This window comes from Pseudomonas lactis, from assembly GCF_001439845.1.
GTDB lineage: Bacteria > Pseudomonadota > Gammaproteobacteria > Pseudomonadales > Pseudomonadaceae > Aquipseudomonas > Aquipseudomonas lactis.
The window spans coordinates 48,399-68,045 of record NZ_JYLO01000003.1; the positions used below are offsets into that span (position 1 = coordinate 48,399).

Annotated in this window: 5 protein-coding genes; 3 read left to right on the plus strand and 2 right to left on the minus strand. The window is 60.9% G+C overall.

Annotated features, from left to right (window positions below; translation table 11 throughout):
• Positions 1–31: 31 nt before the first annotated feature.
• Entirely contained in the window at positions 32–4,864 is a 4,833-nt protein-coding gene (locus TX24_RS05440) for a coiled-coil domain-containing protein (RefSeq protein WP_057709851.1), read from the minus strand.
• Between the two features lie 194 nt (positions 4,865–5,058).
• On the opposite strand from TX24_RS05440, the gene TX24_RS05445 reads away from it, so the two are divergent.
• Entirely contained in the window at positions 5,059–12,231 is a 7,173-nt protein-coding gene (locus TX24_RS05445) for an NEL-type E3 ubiquitin ligase domain-containing protein (RefSeq protein WP_057709852.1), read from the plus strand.
• A gap of 122 nt (positions 12,232–12,353) precedes the next feature.
• Here TX24_RS05445 and metH read toward each other — a convergent pair whose 3' ends face one another.
• Positions 12,354–16,064, minus strand: coding sequence for a methionine synthase (metH, locus tag TX24_RS05450; RefSeq protein ID WP_057709853.1), 3,711 nt, complete (start codon positions 16,062–16,064; stop codon positions 12,354–12,356).
• A 166-nt stretch (positions 16,065–16,230) separates the two neighbouring features.
• Between metH and TX24_RS05455 the strand changes: the two genes are divergently transcribed.
• Entirely contained in the window at positions 16,231–18,522 is a 2,292-nt protein-coding gene (locus tag TX24_RS05455) for a fatty acid cis/trans isomerase (RefSeq protein ID WP_057709854.1), read from the plus strand.
• A gap of 82 nt (positions 18,523–18,604) precedes the next feature.
• Entirely contained in the window at positions 18,605–19,630 is a 1,026-nt protein-coding gene (locus TX24_RS05460) for an acyltransferase family protein (protein ID WP_057710003.1), read from the plus strand.
• Positions 19,631–19,647 lie beyond the last annotated feature (17 nt).

A 19,647-nucleotide genomic window follows, 5' to 3' on the forward strand; every position in this document is an offset into this window, starting at 1 on the left:
AGCATAGACAACCCGACGGCGTCTGCTCATGTCACAGTACCTCCAGCCCAAGAAACAGCTCCTGGTCCAGCGGCGGCCTGATTTCGGCTTTTTCCAGGTTCACCACCGCGCGGTTGTCGGAGCGCGCCTGTTCGATCAGTTCTCTGCGGGTGAAGCGGCGCTCGGCGATGGTTTTCAGATGGCCGAATGCCGGTGTGGAGGGCGGGGTATCCGCGGCGGGGTAGTGGAAGTGGGCGTACCACAACACCGTTTCTTCGCCCCGTTGGCCCGCGTTGATCCGGTTTTTGTCGCGGATTGCATACTCCGTCAAAAAGTCACCGGCCTTCAAACTGACACGGCTGCGTACCAGGTTGATATCGACAAAGCCATGACGCCATAGGTAGGCGACATTGGCGGCTTTGGGGCGCTGCTGTTTATACCCTTCGGCGCACACTGTGCGGGCTTGCTGCGTGGCGGCGTTCGCCTCAGCCAGATAGGCATTGCGCAGTGCCATACCCTCGTCATTGGCCTTGTGATCACGCGTGAGTTCCTCTGCAAGGGCTTGGAACTTTGCTGCATGCTGGCTCAGCATCACATCCCACTCATGCGGGTCGAGTACGTCGCGTCGGCTGGGATCCTCAAGCTTGCGCTGTTGGAAGCGAATGCTTGCATCGATACCCGTGCGTTCGTCCCTGACGGTTTGTCCCTGCGCCTTGATCATTCTCAGCGTGCGTACCGCAGGCACAGTAGGCTGGGGCGGTCGCGCAGGTTCCACGATGTTCCACACACCTTCATTGGCGTGTTCGTGATAAGTGGCGACGGTTTGCCCGGTGAGGGGGTTCTTGATGTCAACGAAACTGCCTTCGACACCAGGCTCGCTCGGGCGCAGGTCACCCACAAGCGTCTCTTGGTTACGGGTTCTGATGACTCTGCGGCTGGCCGGTCTCTGCCGGGCGGCGCGATTGGCGGGGCGCCTGGGGACAAAGCCCTCTTCAGACAGGATCAACTCGGCCAGTTGCGCCTCCAACGCAGTGCGGGCCAGGCTGAACTGCTCCAGGAACGAGGCTCTATATTCTTCTCGCACAAGTTCGGAACCCATTTCAGATAACGAATTAACGGCGTTTTCCAGGCGACCGTACTGCTGGAGTGCATCCCTGAGTACATCCATTTGTTCAGCCGGTGAGTAACCGCTGGTGGCGAGCACTTCGGTATGAGTGAGTATGGAAGCGCTCGCTCGCCGATCGGTGAGCACTTCAAGGAAAGGGTGCTCCTTCGGGCTATCGGTGTCGCGGGCGCGGTCGATGATCAACTCAACAAACGCCAACAACAGATGCTGCTCTATAACACGCGCAGAAATCGTGTTTTTGGAGGTGATTTTGCTTGAGAGCTTAGTCCTCATTGTCGGGCTGGTCTGTCGCAAAATGGCTTCCGTTTTTTCTGCAATCTTGGCCATTTCCTTGAGCAGTTTCAGCCGCTGTGTTGCACCGCTGATGAACTGCTCATAGGCGTCCGTGACGTGGTTGGGCAGTTCTGCGTCGACCCGTAGCAGTAGCTCGGCAAGACTTTCGCCGCGCCCGGTTTGCAGCGTGTTTTGGATTTTCTGATGCAGTGTTGAATATGAAAATAGTAAGTGATCGTAAATATTTTCGGTCGCGACATCTTGTACCTGTTTGTATTGAACCTGTGTTCTGTCCAGTTCCAGCAGTTCTCGGGCCATTGCCAGAGAGCTTTCCTGCGTCGAAAAATACACTTGTGTGTTTTCATGGTAGTTGTCGACGGCGATGTTCCAATCGGTTGCGGCACGTGCTGCCGAGCGTTGCCTTTGCTCATGGCGCTCAACGATTCTGGGGCGCAGGGCGGCAAGTAATGCAGGGCTGTCGAGCCTTTCCCAGTCAGCTCGCAAGGCTTGTTTGTGTTCGATGAGTTGGGTCCTGGCGCGACTTACGGCATCTTTGAGCTGTTGCGCCTGAGGCGTCAATGCACTTGCATCAATGCTCAGGGCTTCCAATCCTGAACTCAGTTGCTCCAATTTTTCCCTGCGTTTTTTTTGCCACTCGCTTAGCCGTTCCCTGGGCATGCCCCCCTCCAGCCTGGCATGCCGGTCCAGGCGCCAATGCCCCTGACCGTCGCTGATCAACCTGAAACCCGGACGCTGCGGGTGCTGCGGATGTACCAGATAGACCTCGCCAAACCCCGGCACAATGCTTACCTGGAACAGCAAGCCGCCGACGCTGGCATGCCAGGTCCCGTCGATGCGGTAAAGCCCCTTCAGCGCACCGGCTGGCTGCGGCGCGGGTAAGGTTTCGGGCCAGGGCACATGCACTTGAACCAGCGCCTTGAGCAACTGTGCGCTGGCCATGGGGCTGGCAAGCGAGCGGCTGAAGTCAAGGGCGGTATGGCCCGTGGCCGGAGGCTCTCCGGGGAGTGCGACCGGGCCATTGCGTACCGGCACGGTACTCTGCGTTCGTGGCAGGCCGGCAGGGCGCCGCCAGGTTTCCAGGTGCAGGGCGTGGTCCTGCGCAGTAGGCTCCCGGAGCGGTTGCGCCGAGGGCGAGGCGGCGTGTAGCAATATCATTGCGGTATTGAGCAACAGATCAATCAACGCCAGCTCGCGGGTGGTCGAATCATCGCTGTCCAGGCCTGCCAGGTCTTGCGCAAGGCTGCTGACCAGTACCATGAACCACCCCACCAGCATCGCCGGGCCCCGTACCAGTGGCAGCAACAGGGTGTTGAACAGTAACCAGGCGCCTTGCATCACAATGGCCCAGCGGCTTTCGCGGTTGGACACCGACTCGCGGTCGGCCAGGTCCACGAGCGCCCGTGCCGTGCTGCCGAACAGGTGGTTGAGCAACTGACCGTTGATCTGCGACTGCATCCATTCATCGGCACCTTCATCGACGGCCAGGGTGGCGGGCTCGGGTTTTTCAGGCACGCTGAACTCATCTCCCGGCAGGAAGCGAATGAGGTGAGGTTCGCGAATACCGCCGTGGTCGTAGATCGGGCGGGCCGTGTCGCTCAGCCAGATCAGCACGCTGTCTTGCAACGCGCCGGGGCTGGCGAGGGCATCGAGCAGCGCCTGGCGGGTGGGGAACTCATGCAGCGTATCGGCGTACAGCGGTTGATAGAGCAGGTGCGGGCCGATACGGGTATCACGCGGTTCGATGATAAACGTATTGCAGACTTCATCAGGTGTGGCGCCGGCCTTGCGGCACAGCGCCAGTGGGCGCAGGACGATCTCCTGGCCGTCGACGTAGCGATCCAGCGGGGTTTCACCCATCAACGCCTTCACATAGCGATAGCCCGCGATGCTGACGCCATGCTGCCGGCGCATCTTGTATTCAAGCGCCTGCATTGGCAGTTTGACCTTCAGCTCCCGGGTAAACAGTGCTTCGCGTCGTCGCGCATCGGCGGTGTCGGATAGCAGCGTGTCCTTGATTTTCTGCGGATAGGCCGTGCCGATATCTACGCGTTGGATCAGTCCTGTGGTGCCCAGCAAGTAGTCTTCTGTGAGCCAGACCGGCAAAGCCTGGGCGCCTTTGGCCAGGATTTTCAACGTGCCACTGGGTTTGCCGGACAGGTTCTTTACCGCCAGCTCGGTCAGCGACAGGCGCACATGTTCGACAATACCTGCACCGCCCGGGTAGCCGGCACTGACGATGAAGTCGAGCACGACCTCGTCGGGATCGCAGTCGCCGTGATCGGTTTGCATCTGTTTGCGCAAGGTGGTGCGGCTGAAGCTGTAGAGGTCCTCGATCCCTTGGTTGAACGATTGCCCCTGGTTCTGCTGCAGCACCTGAGCCATGTCCTGCAGGTGGCGGTGGTAGGCAAAGCGGTCTGCGCTATCAGCCTGGCTGAGCCAGTCCGGCAATCGGTCGCTGACATTTTGCAACGTCGGGGCGGCGGGGACGCGCACCTGGGTAAAGAAAACTGCCGGGTCGGTGAGGGTTTCCAGACGCCTGCCCAGGGCGGTTTCCTCTTGCCCCTGGAACGTCAGCGTCGCGAGGTCTTCCAGGTGTTGGTTGAGAATCAAGCCGGCTTGTTGTTCGAAGACGTTGCCGTTCGGTTCGTTGCGCCGCCAGGTCAGGCTATCGAACGCAAAGCGCTCGCGCATCCTCGTCGCCCAGGCTTCGCCGAAGGCGTCGATCGAGTCGAAGGCTTCGATGGTCCCGGCCAGGCTGTACAGCAGCACCTGTTTATCGCGCATCAGCAGCAGGTCGGGTGTCAGCAGGAGCGCTTCCTTGCCGGCGCTATGAAAGGTGTTTTCGATGAAGAAGACATAGGTGGCGGGGGTAGAACGGGGCAGGCGCTCCTGCAATACCGGCCAGGCGGCGACAACCGCCAGCATGTCGCGTTGGGTTTGATTCAAGGTGGATTGGCGCGCTGCTGCCGCAGTCATTTGGCCGTTGAGAAACTCGGCCAACCATTGCCAGCGGCTGCTGTCATGGCTGTCGGTTTCACTCCAATAGTCCGCCAGGTCATGCTGCCAGTGCAGGGACAGCGACTCGGGCAGGTCATCGAGGATGCGTGCGATGACCTGCATGCCGATCAGTGCCGGCGCCTGTGGCTTGAGGATCTTGGGCGCTTGCTGGGTCAGGTAGTAAGGCAGTTCGCGTTGTGGGTGCAGGTCCAGCGGTTGCGGGTTCAATGCATGGGCTATCGCCACTTCCATCAACGAGGGGTAGGTGTAGTGCCCCTCAGGGTGAGGGGTGGCCAGCTTGACCGCGCGCAGGTCCAGTTGCAGCGTGGGGTAGTGTTCCAGAATGCGCCTGCGCAGGGCATTGAACACCACCGAATACAAGGCCGGGCGCGTGGCGAAGCGGGCATGGACCGCTTGGGCGGGCAGTTGCTCAAGGGCTGTGAAGGGCGAGGGGGTTGGGTTGGGCATGCAAAGTCCTTTGTCTGTATTGATTCAAGGGGCGGCTCTATGGGCCGACCAGCGATAGCAAATCCAATTCCGTCACGTTGCGGACGGTATAGGGATACCGCCGCTACTGCGTGGCCCCGCGCGCGCGACATATGCACCTCTTGAGGTGACGGCCCGCGTGATGTGCTGACACTCCATTTCAAAGGAGTGACACGATGGCTGATGCAACCCAACCTTCTTCGCCAGCTGCGACGCAGAGCCTGCATGGCGATTTCCTCGAACACGCCAGCCCTCGGTGGCTGATCGACGCCCTGCCTGCGCGCAGGCAAGCGCTCAAGGACGCCACCACATCGCCGCCCACCTGGCTTGAGAAAGCCTCACCTGCTCAACGCGAGGCGGTAGCGGCCAGCTTTCTGGAAAGCTTCAGTGCACAGACGCAGTTGGACAAAACCATGGCCAGCTTCCAGGACGTCAACGACTTCGCCAGGCCCTTGTTGCTCAAGGCACTGAAGGATCAGTACCAAGTAGAGGTCGACGTCGATAAAACCTTGCTATGCCTGCGCCGGCCGCTGGCGATTGGGGTTCTCCAGACAGAAATCTCGGACTTCCAGTTCCTGAAACTGTCGATGCTGGATGCGGCCTTGCACAATTTCGAGGCCGATGAGTGCAAGGAAGGGGCTTACCACAAGACTTCGGGGTTCGTGGAAGCAACCGACACCCCCGGCACCTACCATTCAGTCACGGTCAACCTTAAAGTCAGCCAGTTCCTGAGCCTGTGCCGGAGCCTGGATATCGGCGTCAAGTACCAAGCTTATCTGCAGACGTTTTTTTACCCTGAGGAGGGGCAGGCGCAAGCGACCTTGCGCGAGCATTTTATCGCCAGCCAGAAGGCTGCATTGAAGGCCGCCGCCGAGCAGGCCGTGTTGACCGGGGATATCCTGCCCGCCGACCAGCGCATGATCCTGTCGGTGATCGAGGGTGAAATTCATCCGTGGATGGGCAACAAACAAGTGTGGTTCAGGACCCTGGGCCTGATGAAGCTCAGAATGACCGGCTGCATGGTGTTTTTGATCTGTAAAAAATACACCTACCCCAATGAGCTGATCATCTACATTCCCCAGGACCCGGTGCACCCGCTCAAGCGCTACACTTGGGCGCAGATGGAAGCGCAATTCAAGCGTCTGTTCACCGAGCGCGATGCGGCTAAACCTGCTGATGCGACACCGACGCCGTACCAGGCGTTTTTCAGCCGGTTCGTACCCTATGAAAAAAGAGCGTATTACTTCAGTCAGTTCACCCAGAAAGCCGCCGATTCGCCCACTGACATCTGGCGCTCGCCCTGGAAAAAACTCCTGGACTTCACCACCCCGCACTTCATCACCGGCATCAAGGAGTTGCCGCCCGAGAAGCCAGCCAAACTGGAACCCAACAACGACCCGTATCTTTCACCTTCCACACGTACCCGGGCCGGCAAGGGCATCTGGGCGGCGAACATCGACCCCTGGAAGTACTTTTATGAGCAACATCGCGAGCAGTTGATCACCGACGCCCGCGCCCACGCAGTGCCTGCTGCCGATGTGGATGCCAAGGCGCGTGAGGCCAAGCTTGCGCACCTGCTGGAGATCGGCATGCTCGGGCTGAACATGGCCTCGATGTTCGTGCCGGTGCTGGGCGAGGTAATGATGACTGTGATGGCTGGACAGTTGCTGTATGAGACGCTGGAAGGCGCGGTTGAATGGGGCGAAGGTGACCTGCAAGCGGCCAAGGCACACCTGATCGACGTCGCCGAGAACCTTGCGCAGATCGCGGTGATGGCCGGCGTGGGCGCAGGAGTCAGCCGCTGGCGGGCGGCCAAGGCGCAGCCTGTGATCGAAGCATTGAATGAAGTGAAGCTGCCCGATGGTCGAACCCGGCTGTGGAGGGCCAGCCTGGAGCGCTATGCCAGCCCGGTGACGCTTGAGCCCACGCTGAGCCCCAATGACCTGGGCCAGTATACGAAAGAGGGCAAGACTTATATCCGCCTGGGCGCCCAGGCTTACGAGCAGTCATTCGACACGTCGTTGCAACAATGGCGGATCAAGCACCCAACCGATCCCCAGGCTTACCAGCCGCTCCTTGAGCACAACGGCCACGGTGCCTGGCAGCACACCTTGGAGCGGCCGCTGGAGTGGGACCGCCTGACGCTGTTGCGGCGAATAGGGCATGCAACCGAGGCTTTCACCGACCAGGCGTTGCTCACGTTGGCCGATGTCAGTGGCGTCAGCGACAACACCCTGCGCAAGATGCACGTTGAGCGTACGCCCGCGCCTCCTGAGCTGCTGGAGGCAATGCGTTTGTTCAACACGGACACCGCCGCCGCCGCGGTGATCGAACAACTGGAAGGCGCCAAACCCATTGATGAGTTGTACCTGTATGCGTTGCCGCTGATTGTGGAAATGCCTCGCTGGCCACAAGGGCGGGCGCTGGAAATCATCGACGGCCCAGCACTGACGGCTAAACCGGTCAGGTACGGCGTGGGGCGTTCGCGTACAGGTGCGACCATCAAGGTCAGCCGCCAGCATATCCTGGGCGGCGAGCTACCCGAGCGTATTCTGGAGGCCCTGGATGAGTCCGAACGTGTGCAATTGCTTGGCGCCGAGGCTGCGCGGGTTCGCGAGGCGCGCAAGCTTGAGTTCAACAAGCAGCTTGCCGACCACGCGCGCCAACGCAAGCCCGCGATTTTCGACAGTATCTATGCCGGTACCGAAGCGGTGGACCCGCGTGTCCGCCGGCTGCAGCGCAACTGCCCGGGGCTCAGTGACTCGGCGGCGCAAGCTGTGCTCGAGCACGCCAGTGCCGACGAGCTGGCATCCTTCGAGACCGCACCGCGTGTGCCCTTGAACATGTTGGAGGAGGCCCGCTGGTATGCCCGCCAAGGGCGCCTGGTACGTGCCTATGCCGGGCTGCGCCGTGAGGCCATCGCCACGGCGGACAGTCGCCGGCTGGCGCTCAATACCCTTGAGACGTTGCCGGGCTGGCCGTCGACGTTACGCCTGGAGGTACGTGACGGCCGTATCGACGGCGCATTGCTCGACAGTATCGGCCCGCAGGCGGCGAGCGCAAAAAAGTACCTGGTCAAGCAAGGCCCCGGTTACCAGGCGTTCGATGAACGCGGTGAGGCCCTCAATAGTCTGCCCAGGAATGGCGATAACTTTTTCGCTTCGTTGATGCATGCGCTCCCCGATGATGCGCGCCAGAGCTTGGGGGTGCCGCAGGTAAGCCAGCAGGCGGCGCTGCAGGCGAAAATCATCGCGCAGGCCGACAAGCATCGTCTACAAGCGGGCGTGTGGCTGGAGCCCAAGACGCAGTGGTTCAAGGCGCCTGCGCGGGTCAATGGCGTACTCAAGGGGTATTACGCCAGTGGGCGCATGCCTGACCCGCGCCAGGCGATTATCCGCGAGGTGCGCAAGATCTACCCTGATTTGACGGACGCCCAGGTTGATGACTTTATCCTTGAGCTGCGGCAGGCGGGCAACGATGTCCGGGCGATTGCGAATCGACTCAGGGCGTTGTTTGAAGAAAACCGCCAGATGCAGGCAACTCTGGATGGCTGGATCAGTCGCGCAGCGCCGGCCGACCGCCATTACCACCTTTTGGCCGCCCAGGCCCTCAAGCGCAGTTGGCGCCAGGCTGTGCTGGCCGGCAAGGTGCCCGGCGCGCAGGTATTGTCGCTGAACCTGGATACGCCGCTGCCGCCCCTGACCGCGAACTTTTCCCATGTGCGCGAGTTGAACGTCAGCGGTGCCGCCTTGCATGACGGCAATATCGACGAGTTTCTGCGCTATTTTCCCAAGCTTGAAAGCCTGTCCATCGAAGCCACCCAGGGCCTGCGCGCAGAGCGCGTGCCACGTCCCTTGCTGACCAACTTGCCGGTCTCGCTGGCGCGCCTGGAGGGGCTCAAGCACCTGAGGCTGACGTTGAGGACATCTGAGCTGGCGGAGCAATTTCCCGCCAGGCTGGCAACATTGACCGGCCTTGAGCGCTTGGAGGTCGGCTACTTTGGCTATCAGAGCGCGCGCCTCGACAGCCTTGACCTTACTCCGCTGCAGCAGCTCAAAACGTTGAGAGTCGTTGCGCCCAATGTGACGTTGCAATGGCCAGCCTATGTACATCAACTGGCGCAGCTGGAGCGCCTGGACCTGGCACAAACCAGAGTGCTCAAGCTCCCAGACAGCCTTTACACCGGGTATGAACGGCTGTGGCGAGGGCTGTCGCTGGACTGGTCGCAACTGAGCTATGAAGCGTTCAAACCGGCCTACGAACACGTCAAGAATTACGCGGGGAGCTCTGGTCCGCACCTCATGAATCTGGATGAAATGGTCAAAGGTTTCGCCCAGGGAGAACTGGCGTTGCTGATGGGCGAAAAGACGGTCGCCGAGCGAGTGACCGACGCGCTCATGAGCACCTGGAAGACCCCGCAAACACGCATGAATGCGCTCCAGGCGCTGCGCGAAGAACACCTGGGTATCTTCAAACAGTTTTATCAGCCATCAACGCTTCCGGGCATCAGGCATAAGTTTCGTGTAGAGCGCTGGGAGGCGGGGTATAACGCACGCATCTTGACGGCGCTTGAAAAAAGCTGGACCTGGGCCGTGAGTAAGCGCTACGGGGTCAAGCTCGACGAGGAGATCAGCGGGCAGGGCGATACTTTTGATGGTTCGGTGTTCGAACTGCCGGCCTTTGACCTGCCCACCGCTGCCGAATTGAGCAGCGAGAAAATTGACGAGTTGCCCGTGTTGCCTGCCGGTACTTTTTCCCATGTGAAAACCCTCAAGCTGAGCTGGCTGGAGGATGTGCCCGCCGACCAGCTCAAAGGTTTCGTCCGTGCGTTTGGTGGCGTAGAGCAACTGGAAGTGCGTTACAGCTACCTCAGCGACGTGCCTGTCGCCGCCGACGTGCTGCCGTCCCTGACCCACCTGAACCTGTCCGATAACCTTATCGTGGTGACCCCTGCGGTGCAGGCTCAATTTGATGGGATGAAGAATCTGCAAGTGTTGAACCTGCAGTACAACCCGCTGGGTGGATTGAATGTCAGTGCGATGACGAAGCTGACGGCCTTGAATCTGCGCGATACGCGGTTGCAGGCCTGGCCGACTGGCGCCGAAAACCTTGCGCAGTTAGCCTGCCTGGATATGCGTGACAACGCGTTGACGAGCCTTGCCCCCAGCGCCCTCAGCCACCCGGATATGCTGTTGCGCACCGAACTGGCGGGTAACCCGTTGAGCGCTGAAGGCGAGGCGGCATTGAATAGGGCGCGCAACCGCATCGAGCGGGAGAGGGGGCTGCCTCAGGGCGCCTTGAGCCGTTTTGCGCTGGCACAAGAGCCCTGGACATTTCCGCCGACGGAGACGGCCGCGTCGTTATCACGGTATTTACTGTTCTGGCGGCAGATGCCTGAAAACCCTGAGGAGACTGCCAGTTTCGTCGTGCGTTTGCGGCGCGTAAATGCCGGGCTGAACGATGAGCAAGGGGCGGCAAGGATCGAGCAGTTGCGCCAAGCCGGCATGAGCGACACGCAACTCGATACGCTGCTCAGTCAATGGCAGCGGACCTTTGAGGTGCTCACGCGAACCTTGAACGGCTGGGTATTCAGCCGAGAAATCCGAGTCGCCGATGGCGACACCATTGCTTTTACCCGTACGCGAGCGGCAGAGTCTATCCGTTTGTCCTGGCAGCAAGGCGTGACGGCGGGGCACACCGGTGAGGCGGGGGACACACTGAGCCTGAAGGGGCTGAAGACCGGCGATCTGCCCGCGCTCAACATGGCCTTCGAGCATGTCCGCACACTCGATTTAACCGGTGTCAGGCTGACGGCCCAAGGCAGTAACGAGTTTCTGGGCGCTTTCACGCGGGCAAACCGTTTGATACTCAGCGCTAACCAACTATCAGTACTGCCCGATGCGGTCGCAGGCATGGCGCAACTTGAACGGCTGGAACTGGCCACCAACCTGTTCACGCAGGCACCCACGCTGCCAACTCAGGTGGGCGCCGAGCGCCTGCGCTGGCTGGACATGAGCCACAACGACCTGGAGACGTTCGATGCCAGCGCGTTCAGCCGCCTTGAAACGCTGGACCTGAGCTACAACAGCCTTTCAACATGGCCCGAGGGGGTATTGGCCGCCTCACACCTGACCCACTTGGACCTGAGTGGCAATGTGTTAGCCAACTTGCCGCCCAGCCTGCTCAGTGGCGCCCATGATGCGTTGGTAGCAGGCACTGACTTGTCGGGTAACCACACTCTGACGCCGGCCGCGCGCGAGGCCCTGTACCGTTACGCCGACAGGCACCAATTGACTGAATTGATGGGGTTGCCAAGGGCAGAACTTGACCGTTGGCACCGGCGCTTCGAGGCAGGTGCCGACACGGATTCAGACGCCAGTTCCGATACCGATTCGAGCTCCGACTCAGACCCGGACGGTGATGGGGGGGCTGGCGTCGAGCCTGTGGAGGCGTTGCCCGAGCCGCAGCTCGCTGTTGCCCCGGCGTCGCTGGAGCCCTGGCTGGAGGGTTCCAACCCTAGGCAGATCGCGCAGCGCACGGCGCTGTGGGAGCAACTGGCACAAGCCCCTGGCCACGACCGGTTTTTCTGGTTGATGTCGAGCCTGCGCCTGACCTCGGAGTTCAACTTCAACCGCGCCGGTCTCAGGCAGCGGGTGTGGGACGTGATCGAGGTGGCCACCACGAATGCGGAGTTACGCAGCCTGTTGTTCGTCGAGGCCGAAACCCACGGCACCTGTATCGACGGGCGTATCCTCACCTTCAGTCAGATGGAGGTACGTGTATTCGAACACCGCGCCTTGCACGGCATCCCGTTGCAAAGGCCCGATCTTCGAGGGCGAGCGCTGCTGGATTTATCGCGGCAGTTGTTCCGGCTCAACCGGGTCGATCAATTGGCCGAAGCGTCGGCCACGGGCCTGGACCGGGCCGAGGAGCGCTTGAGGTATCGCATAGGCTTGACCCATGGCTGGCCCGACGGTTTAGAACTGCCGGGGCAACCGGAGTACATGGCGTTTGGTCGCCCGATCGAGGGCACCCGGCGCGCGCAGATCCAGGCCAGCATCATCGTCCAGGAAGACTCCGATGAGTTCATCGAGTACCTGGTCGCCCAGGATCATTGGGCTCGGTACCTGCAAGAGCGCTATCCCGAACAATTCGATGCGCTGAACAAGGAGCTTGCGCAGAAGTATGAAGCGCTGGAGGACGAGCACGCCGAGCGTGCCGATGCCCAGAGCCTGCGCCGCTACGAAGAAGCGCTGAATCGCCTGGAAGTGGAGCGGGCGACCGCGCGTAACCTGAAGTTGATGCAACTGTCGCGCATGGAGATACAACGCCTGGCCAGTATCCGCTGAGAACTAATGTGGGAGCGGGCTTGCTCGCGAAAGCAGAGTGTCAGTCACTGATAAGTTGACTGAAGCACCGCATTCGCGAGCAAGCCCGCTCCCACATTTTGACCGAGTTCGGCCTCGCTCTGTCAGTTGTCGTAACCCAGGTTCGGCGCCAGCCAGCGTTCGGTCACGGCCAGATCCTGGCCTTTGCGCGCGGTGTAGCTGGCCACCTGGTCCTTGTCGACCTTGCCCACGGCAAAGTACTGCGCCTGCGGGTGGGCAAAGTACCAGCCACTGACCGCCGCCGCCGGGAACATCGCGTAGTGCTCGGTGAGGAACACCCCGCTGCGCCCGGCCTGCATTTCGCGGGCCTCGGGGTCGAGCAGTTGGAACAACTGCGCCTTCTCGGTGTGGTCCGGGCACGCCGGGTAGCCGGGGGCAGGGCGGATGCCGCTGTATTGCTCCTTGATCAGCGCCTCGTTGTCCAGTTGCTCATCCTTGGCGTAGCCCCAGTGTTCTTTACGCACCTGCTGGTGCAGCCATTCGGCGCAGGCTTCGGCCAGGCGGTCGGCGAGGGCCTTGACCATGATCGAGTTGTAATCGTCGCCAGCATCCTGGTACGCCTTGGCGACTTCCTCGGCACCGATGCCGGCGGTGGTGATAAAGCCACCGATGTAGTCGGTTACGCCGCTGTCTTTGGGCGCAACGAAGTCAGCCAGGGAGAAGTTCGGCTTGCCGTCGGTCTTGATGATCTGCTGGCGCAGGTGATGCAACCGGGCAATCGGCTGGCCGTCGTCGCCGTAGACTTCGAGGTCATCGTCCTGCACCTGGTTGGTCGGCCAGAAACCGAACACGGCGCGGGCGCTGATGAGTTTTTCGTCGATCAGCTTCTTGAGCATGGCCCGGGCGTCGGCGTACAGCGCGGTGGCGGCTTCACCCACCACTTCATCGGTAAGGATGCGCGGGAATTTGCCGGCAAGGTCCCAGGAGATAAAGAACGGTGTCCAGTCGATGTACTCGGCCAACACGTTGAGGTCGATATTGTCCAGCACCTTGGCGCCGGTAAAGGTCGGCACCACTGGCGTGTAGTCGCTCCAGTCAAACTGCGGCTTCTTGGCGATGGCGGCGGCGTAGCTCAAGCGCTCGGTACGTGCGCTGCGGTTGGAGGTGCGCTCACGCACGTCGATGTATTCCAGGCGGGTTTTCTCGACGAAACCGGCCTTCAGCTCCTTGGACAGCAACTGCGTGGCCACGCCCACGGCGCGGGAGGCGTCGGTGACGTAGATCACCGCGTCATTGCTGTACTTGGGCTCGATCTTCACCGCCGTGTGCGCCTTGGAGGTGGTGGCGCCACCGATCATCAAGGGCAGGTGGAAATCCTGGCGCTGCATCTCGCGGGCCACGTGCACCATTTCATCCAGGGACGGCGTGATCAGGCCGGACAGGCCAATGATGTCGCACTTCTGCTCCTTGGCCACTTGCAGGATTTTTTCCGCCGGCACCATCACGCCCAGGTCGACGATGTCATAGCCGTTGCAACCGAGTACCACGCCAACGATGTTCTTGCCGATGTCATGCACGTCGCCCTTGACCGTGGCCATCAGGATCTTGCCCTTGGCTTCGGGCTTGTCGCCTTTTTCCAGCTCGATGAACGGGATCAAGTGCGCCACCGCCTGCTTCATCACGCGGGCGGATTTCACCACCTGGGGCAGGAACATCTTACCGGCGCCAAACAGGTCGCCGACGATGTTCATGCCCGACATCAGCGGGCCTTCGATCACTTCGATCGGGCGCGCAAACGACAGGCGCGATTCCTCGGTGTCTTCAACGATGTGCGTGGTGATGCCCTTGACCAGTGCGTGTTCCAGGCGCTTGTTGACGTCCCAGCCACGCCATTCCTCGGTCTCGGCTTCCTTGACGCTGCCGTCGCCCTTGTACTTGTCGGCAATCGCCAGCAAGGCGTCGGTGCCGTCCGGCGTGCGGTTGAGCACCACGTCTTCCACGGCGTCACGCAGCTCGACGGGGATCTGGTCGTAGATCTCCAACTGGCCGGCGTTGACGATGCCCATGGTCAGGCCCGCGCGGATCGCATGCAGCAGGAACACCGAGTGGATCGCCTCGCGCACCGGGTTGTTGCCACGGAACGAGAACGACACGTTGGACACGCCACCGGAGGTCAGCGCGTAGGGCAGTTCGTCACGGATATAGGCACAGGCGTTGATGAAGTCGACGGCGTAGTTGTTGTGCTCTTCGATACCGGTGGCGACCGCGAAGATGTTCGGGTCGAAGATGATGTCTTCCGGCGGGAAGCCGACTTCATCGACCAGGATGTCGTAGGAGCGTTTACAGATTTCTTTCTTGCGCGCTTCGGTGTCGGCCTGGCCGGCTTCGTCGAAAGCCATCACCACCACCGCGGCGCCGTAGCGCTTGCACAGCTTGGCGTGATGAATGAACTGCTCCACGCCTTCCTTCATGCTGATGGAGTTGACGATGCCCTTGCCCTGGATGCATTTGAGGCCGGCTTCGATCACTTCCCACTTGGAGGAGTCGATCATGATCGGCACGCGGGAGATGTCTGGCTCGCCGGCAATCAGATTAAGGAAGGTCACCATGGCCTTCTTCGAATCCAGCATGCCTTCGTCCATGTTGATGTCGATCACCTGGGCGCCGGCTTCCACCTGCTGCAGGGCAACTTCAAGGGCTTCGGTGTAGTTGTCTTCACGGATCAGGCGGGCGAACTTGGCCGAGCCGGTAATGTTGGTGCGCTCGCCGACGTTGACGAACAACGAACTGCGGTCGATGGTGAACGGCTCCAGGCCCGACAGGCGGCAGGCCTTTGGAATCTCCGGAATCGGGCGTGGCGCATAACCGGCCACGGCCTTGGCGATGGCTTCGATATGCCCTGGCGTGGTGCCGCAGCAACCGCCGACGATGTTCAGGAAGCCGCTTTGGGCGAACTCTTCAATGACTTTGGCGGTTTGCGACGGCAGTTCGTCGTACTCGCCGAACTCGTTGGGCAGGCCCGCGTTGGGGTGCGCCGACACATGGGTGTTGGCCTTGTTCGACAACTCTTCCAGGTAGGGGCGCAGCTCGCTGGCACCCAGGGCGCAGTTCAAGCCGACCGAGATCGGCTTGGCGTGGGCCACGGAGTTCCAGAACGCTTCGGTGGTCTGGCCCGACAGGGTACGGCCGGAGGCGTCGGTGATGGTGCCGGAAATCATGATCGGCAGTTCGATACCCAGGGTTTCGAACACGCCTTGCACGGCGAAGATCGCGGCCTTGGCGTTGAGGGTGTCGAAGATGGTTTCGATCAGGATCAGGTCGGCGCCGCCTTCGATCAGGCCCTGGGTGGCCTCGGTGTAGTTTTCCACCAGTTCATCGAAGGTGACGTTGCGGTAGCCAGGGTTGTTCACGTCTGGCGACAGCGAACAGGTGCGGCTGGTGGGGCCCAGCACGCCGGCCACGAAGCGCGGCTTGGCCGGGTTTTCGTGGGTTTTGGCGTCGGCGATTTTACGTGCCAGGCGCGCGCCTTCCACGTTCAGTTCATACGCCAGCTCTTCCATGCCGTAGTCGGCCATGGAGATGCGCGTGGCGTTGAAGGTGTTGGTTTCCAGAATGTCGGCGCCAGCGTCCAGGTACGCCTTCTCGATGCCGCCAATCACGTCGGGACGGGTGAGCACCAGCAAGTCGTTGTTGCCCTTGACGTCGCTCGGCCAATCGGCGAAGCGTTTGCCACGGTAGTCCTGCTCCTCGAGCTTATAGCTCTGGATCATCGTGCCCATGCCACCGTCCAAGATCAGGATACGTTCCTTGAGGGCGTGGTGAAGGGCTTGCAGACGAACGCTTCGGTCGGACATGGGACTACTCTGGTCAGGCATTTCGGAGGGCGTGAATCATAACAAACCTGCGGGCTTTTGGAGCATGTAGAGGTTTTGCATGAATATCGCTCATGTTGCTGGGGTGCATGGCCCGGTAGAATCACGCCACTTCAAACACCGCACGCCTTGAATCGGGACCGGATACATGTCACTTCGTTTAATCGTCAGCGCCGCCCTGGCCTTGATAGCCAGCAGCGCTCAGGCGGCAGGTCCCGCTTCGGCGATTTCCTACACCCGCGACATCCAACCCATCTTTACTGAAAAATGCGTGGCCTGCCATGCCTGCTATGACTCCGCCTGCCAGCTCAACCTGGGCAGTGCCGAAGGCGCAGCGCGGGGTGCAAGCAAAATGCCGGTGTATGACGGCGAGCGCAGCCAGGCCACGCCCACCACCCGCTTGTTTTATGACGCATTCGGTAAACAGGCGTGGCAGCAGAAGGGCTTCTATTCGGTGCTGGACGCCCAGGGCAGCCAGGCTGCGCTGATGGCGCGCATGCTGGAGCTGGGGCACAACGCGCCGCTGGCGCCCAATGCCAAGCTGCCCGACAACATTGTGCTGGGGCTCAACCGCGAAAACATGTGCGCGACGCCCGGCGAGTTCAATGCCTATGCCGGCGCTCACCCCAAGGAAGGCATGCCGCTGGCGGTTACCGGCCTGACCGACCAGCAATACCAGACGTTGCAACGCTGGCTGGCCTCCGGTGCGCCAATTGATGAGCAAGGCTTGGCACCCAGCGCCAAGGAAGCCCTGCAAGTGCAGCAGTGGGAAAACCTGTTCAACCAGCCGGGCGCCCGGCAAAGCCTGGTGGCGCGCTGGTTGTTCGAGCATTTGTTCCTGGCACATATCTATTTCGAGAACGGCGAGCCGGGGCATTACTTCCAGTGGGTGCGTTCGCGCACGCCCAGTGGCCAGCCGATTGACCTGATCGCCACCCGTCGCCCCAACGACGACCCGGGCACCCAGGTGTATTACCGCCTGTGGCCGGTGCAGGGTGTGATCGTGCATAAAACCCACATCACCTATCCGTTCAGTGCCCAGAAGATGGCGCGGATCAAGGCATTGTTCTACGCCGGCGACTGGCAGGCCACGGCCTTGCCAGGCTACGGCCCTGGCAGCCGTGCCAACCCGTTCGCGACATTCGAAGCGATCCCGGCCAAAGCGCGCTACCAATTCATGCTTGATAACGCCGAGTACTTCGTGCGTACCTTCATTCGCGGGCCGGTGTGCCGTGGCCAGATCGCCACGGATGTGATCCGCGATAACTTCTGGACGCTGTTCCAGGACCCCGACCACGACCTGTACATCACCGATGCGCGCTATCGCGGCCAGGCCACGCCGTTGCTGGCCATGCCCGGGCAGAATGACGATGTGGGCAGCGTGCTGAGCCTGTGGCTGGCCTATCGCGACAAGCGCAACCAGTACGAAGCCCTGCGCCGTGACAACTACGCAGACCTGCCGGCGCCGAGCTGGTCAACGCTGTGGGCGGGCAATGACAACGCCTTGTTGAGTATTTTCCGCCATTTCGACAGCGCCTCGGTGACCAAGGGCCTGATTGGCGAGGTCCCGCAGACGATGTGGCTGTTCGACTACCCACTGCTGGAACGCACCTATTATCAGTTGGCGGTGAATTTCGATGTGTTCGGCAACGTCTCGCACCAGGCCCAGACCCGGCTGTATTTCGACCTGATCCGCAACGGCGCCGAGCAGAACTTCCTGCGCTTGATGCCAGCGGATACCCGCGAAGACTTCATGGACGACTGGTACCAGAACAGCGGCAAGCTCAAGTTGTGGCTGGACTACGAGGCGATTGACGATGACAAGGCCAGTGGTTTGCACCTGAGCGAGAAGGACCCCAAGCGTGACTTCGCCGACCAGTTGCTGACCCGCTACGGCCATTTGAACGCCAGCCCCGACCCGATCAACCGCTGCAGCGGCGCGTTCTGCTCCCGCGACGGCATTGACCCGGCCTTGCAGGATGCCGAGCAAGCCCTGAGCCGCCTGACCTCGCGCCCGGCGGCGGGGCTCAAGGTGATCGAGCAATTGCCCGAAGCCACCATGCTGCGTATCGAAACCGCCAGCGGCAAGCGCGAGGTCTACAGCCTGCTGCGCAACCGTGCCCACAGTAACGTGGCGTTCCTGCTGGGTGAGGCGTATCGCTATCAGCCGGGCCTGGACACGGTGACCATTTACCCTGGCGTGCTCAGCAGCTACCCGAACTTCATGTTCAATATTCCCGCCCGGCAAGTGCCTGAGTTTGTCGCGCAGATGGAGCAGGCCAAGGACGCCAAGAGCTTCGAGAAAATCGTCGACCGCTGGGGTGTGCGCCGCAGTCACCCGCTGTTCTGGCAGTACTTCCACGACTTGTCGCAATACATCCACGAAACCACGCCGGTGGAAGAGGGCGTATTGGACATGAACCGCTATGAGAACCTATAACTACAGCTATTGATCCGGTCATTTCTCCACGCGGGGGCTGAAGCAGTCGGATATCTACCTACGGACTGGAAAGGGGATGCCGATGTTGATTTCAGTGCAGTTGCTGCGCGCGTTGGCGGCATGGCTGGTGGTGGGGCACCACGTCATGCAGCTGTTTTTCAACTTTGAGGCCCACAACGCGCTGGAGGACCTGTTAGTGGAAAAAGGCGGCGCTGGCGTGGATGTGTTCTTCGTCATCAGCGGCTTGGTGATTTTCCTCGCAAGTGCCGATAAAGCGCTGACACCTTGGCGCTTTATGCTCATGCGCCTGGCCAGGATTGCTCCGGCTTATTGGTTCTATACGTTGCTGTTGGCCTTGCTGGTGATGGCCATGCCCTCGATGTTTCCAGACGTTCAGCTCGAACTGAGCCATGTACTTTTGTCGATGCTCTTTATCCCCGCGCAGAACCCGGCGGGCTATGGCGTCTATCCACTGCTGGATGTTGGCTGGACGCTGAATTTCGAGATGCTGTTCTACTGTCTGTTTGCTGTTGCGCTGCTGGTGCGTGAAGCCTATCGGCTATGGGTAGTGGCCGTGTTGTTGTACCTGGTGTGTTATGTCATTGGCCCCTTCTTTGACTTGGCCGACGGGTTTTACCGCAATGACATTGTGCTGGAGTTCCTCATGGGCGTGGTGATCGGCATGCTGTACCGCCGTGGCCTGTGTCGGGCCAGGCCGTGGCTGGCGTTGCTGGGTATCGTGGCGGCGCTGGCGGCGATTTATCAGGGCGCGGATGTCCCCCGCGCATTGGAGTGGGGCGTGCCCAGCGCCGTGCTGGTGATCAGTTGTGTGGCGCTGGAGCCGTACTTCCACGGCTCGCGCTTTATAAAAATGCTGGGGGACTGCTCCTACTCGGTATACCTGCTTCATGTACTGGTGTTGTGCGCTGGACGCTGGGCCATCGAGCATCGTGGGGTAGGCCCCTACACCATGGTGCCTGTCTGCATCGTCGTCATCGCGCTCGGTGCATTTTTCAGCTACCAGGTGTTGGAGAAGGGCACGCATCGCCGGATCAAGCATTGGTTCGGCCTAGATGAGTCGATGCCCTTTTCCAGGCAAAGGCACTAGGACTGCCGCCTGGGGTG

Coding starts and splice junctions, on each gene's coding strand:
- TX24_RS05440 (WP_057709851.1), bottom strand. CDS start 4,864: ATGCCCAACCCAACCCCCTCGCCCTTCACAGCCCTTGAGCAACTGCCC.
- TX24_RS05460 (WP_057710003.1), top strand. CDS start 18,605: ATGTTGATTTCAGTGCAGTTGCTGCGCGCGTTGGCGGCATGGCTGGTG.
- metH (WP_057709853.1), bottom strand. CDS start 16,064: ATGTCCGACCGAAGCGTTCGTCTGCAAGCCCTTCACCACGCCCTCAAG.
- TX24_RS05445 (WP_057709852.1), top strand. CDS start 5,059: ATGGCTGATGCAACCCAACCTTCTTCGCCAGCTGCGACGCAGAGCCTG.
- TX24_RS05455 (WP_057709854.1), top strand. CDS start 16,231: ATGTCACTTCGTTTAATCGTCAGCGCCGCCCTGGCCTTGATAGCCAGC.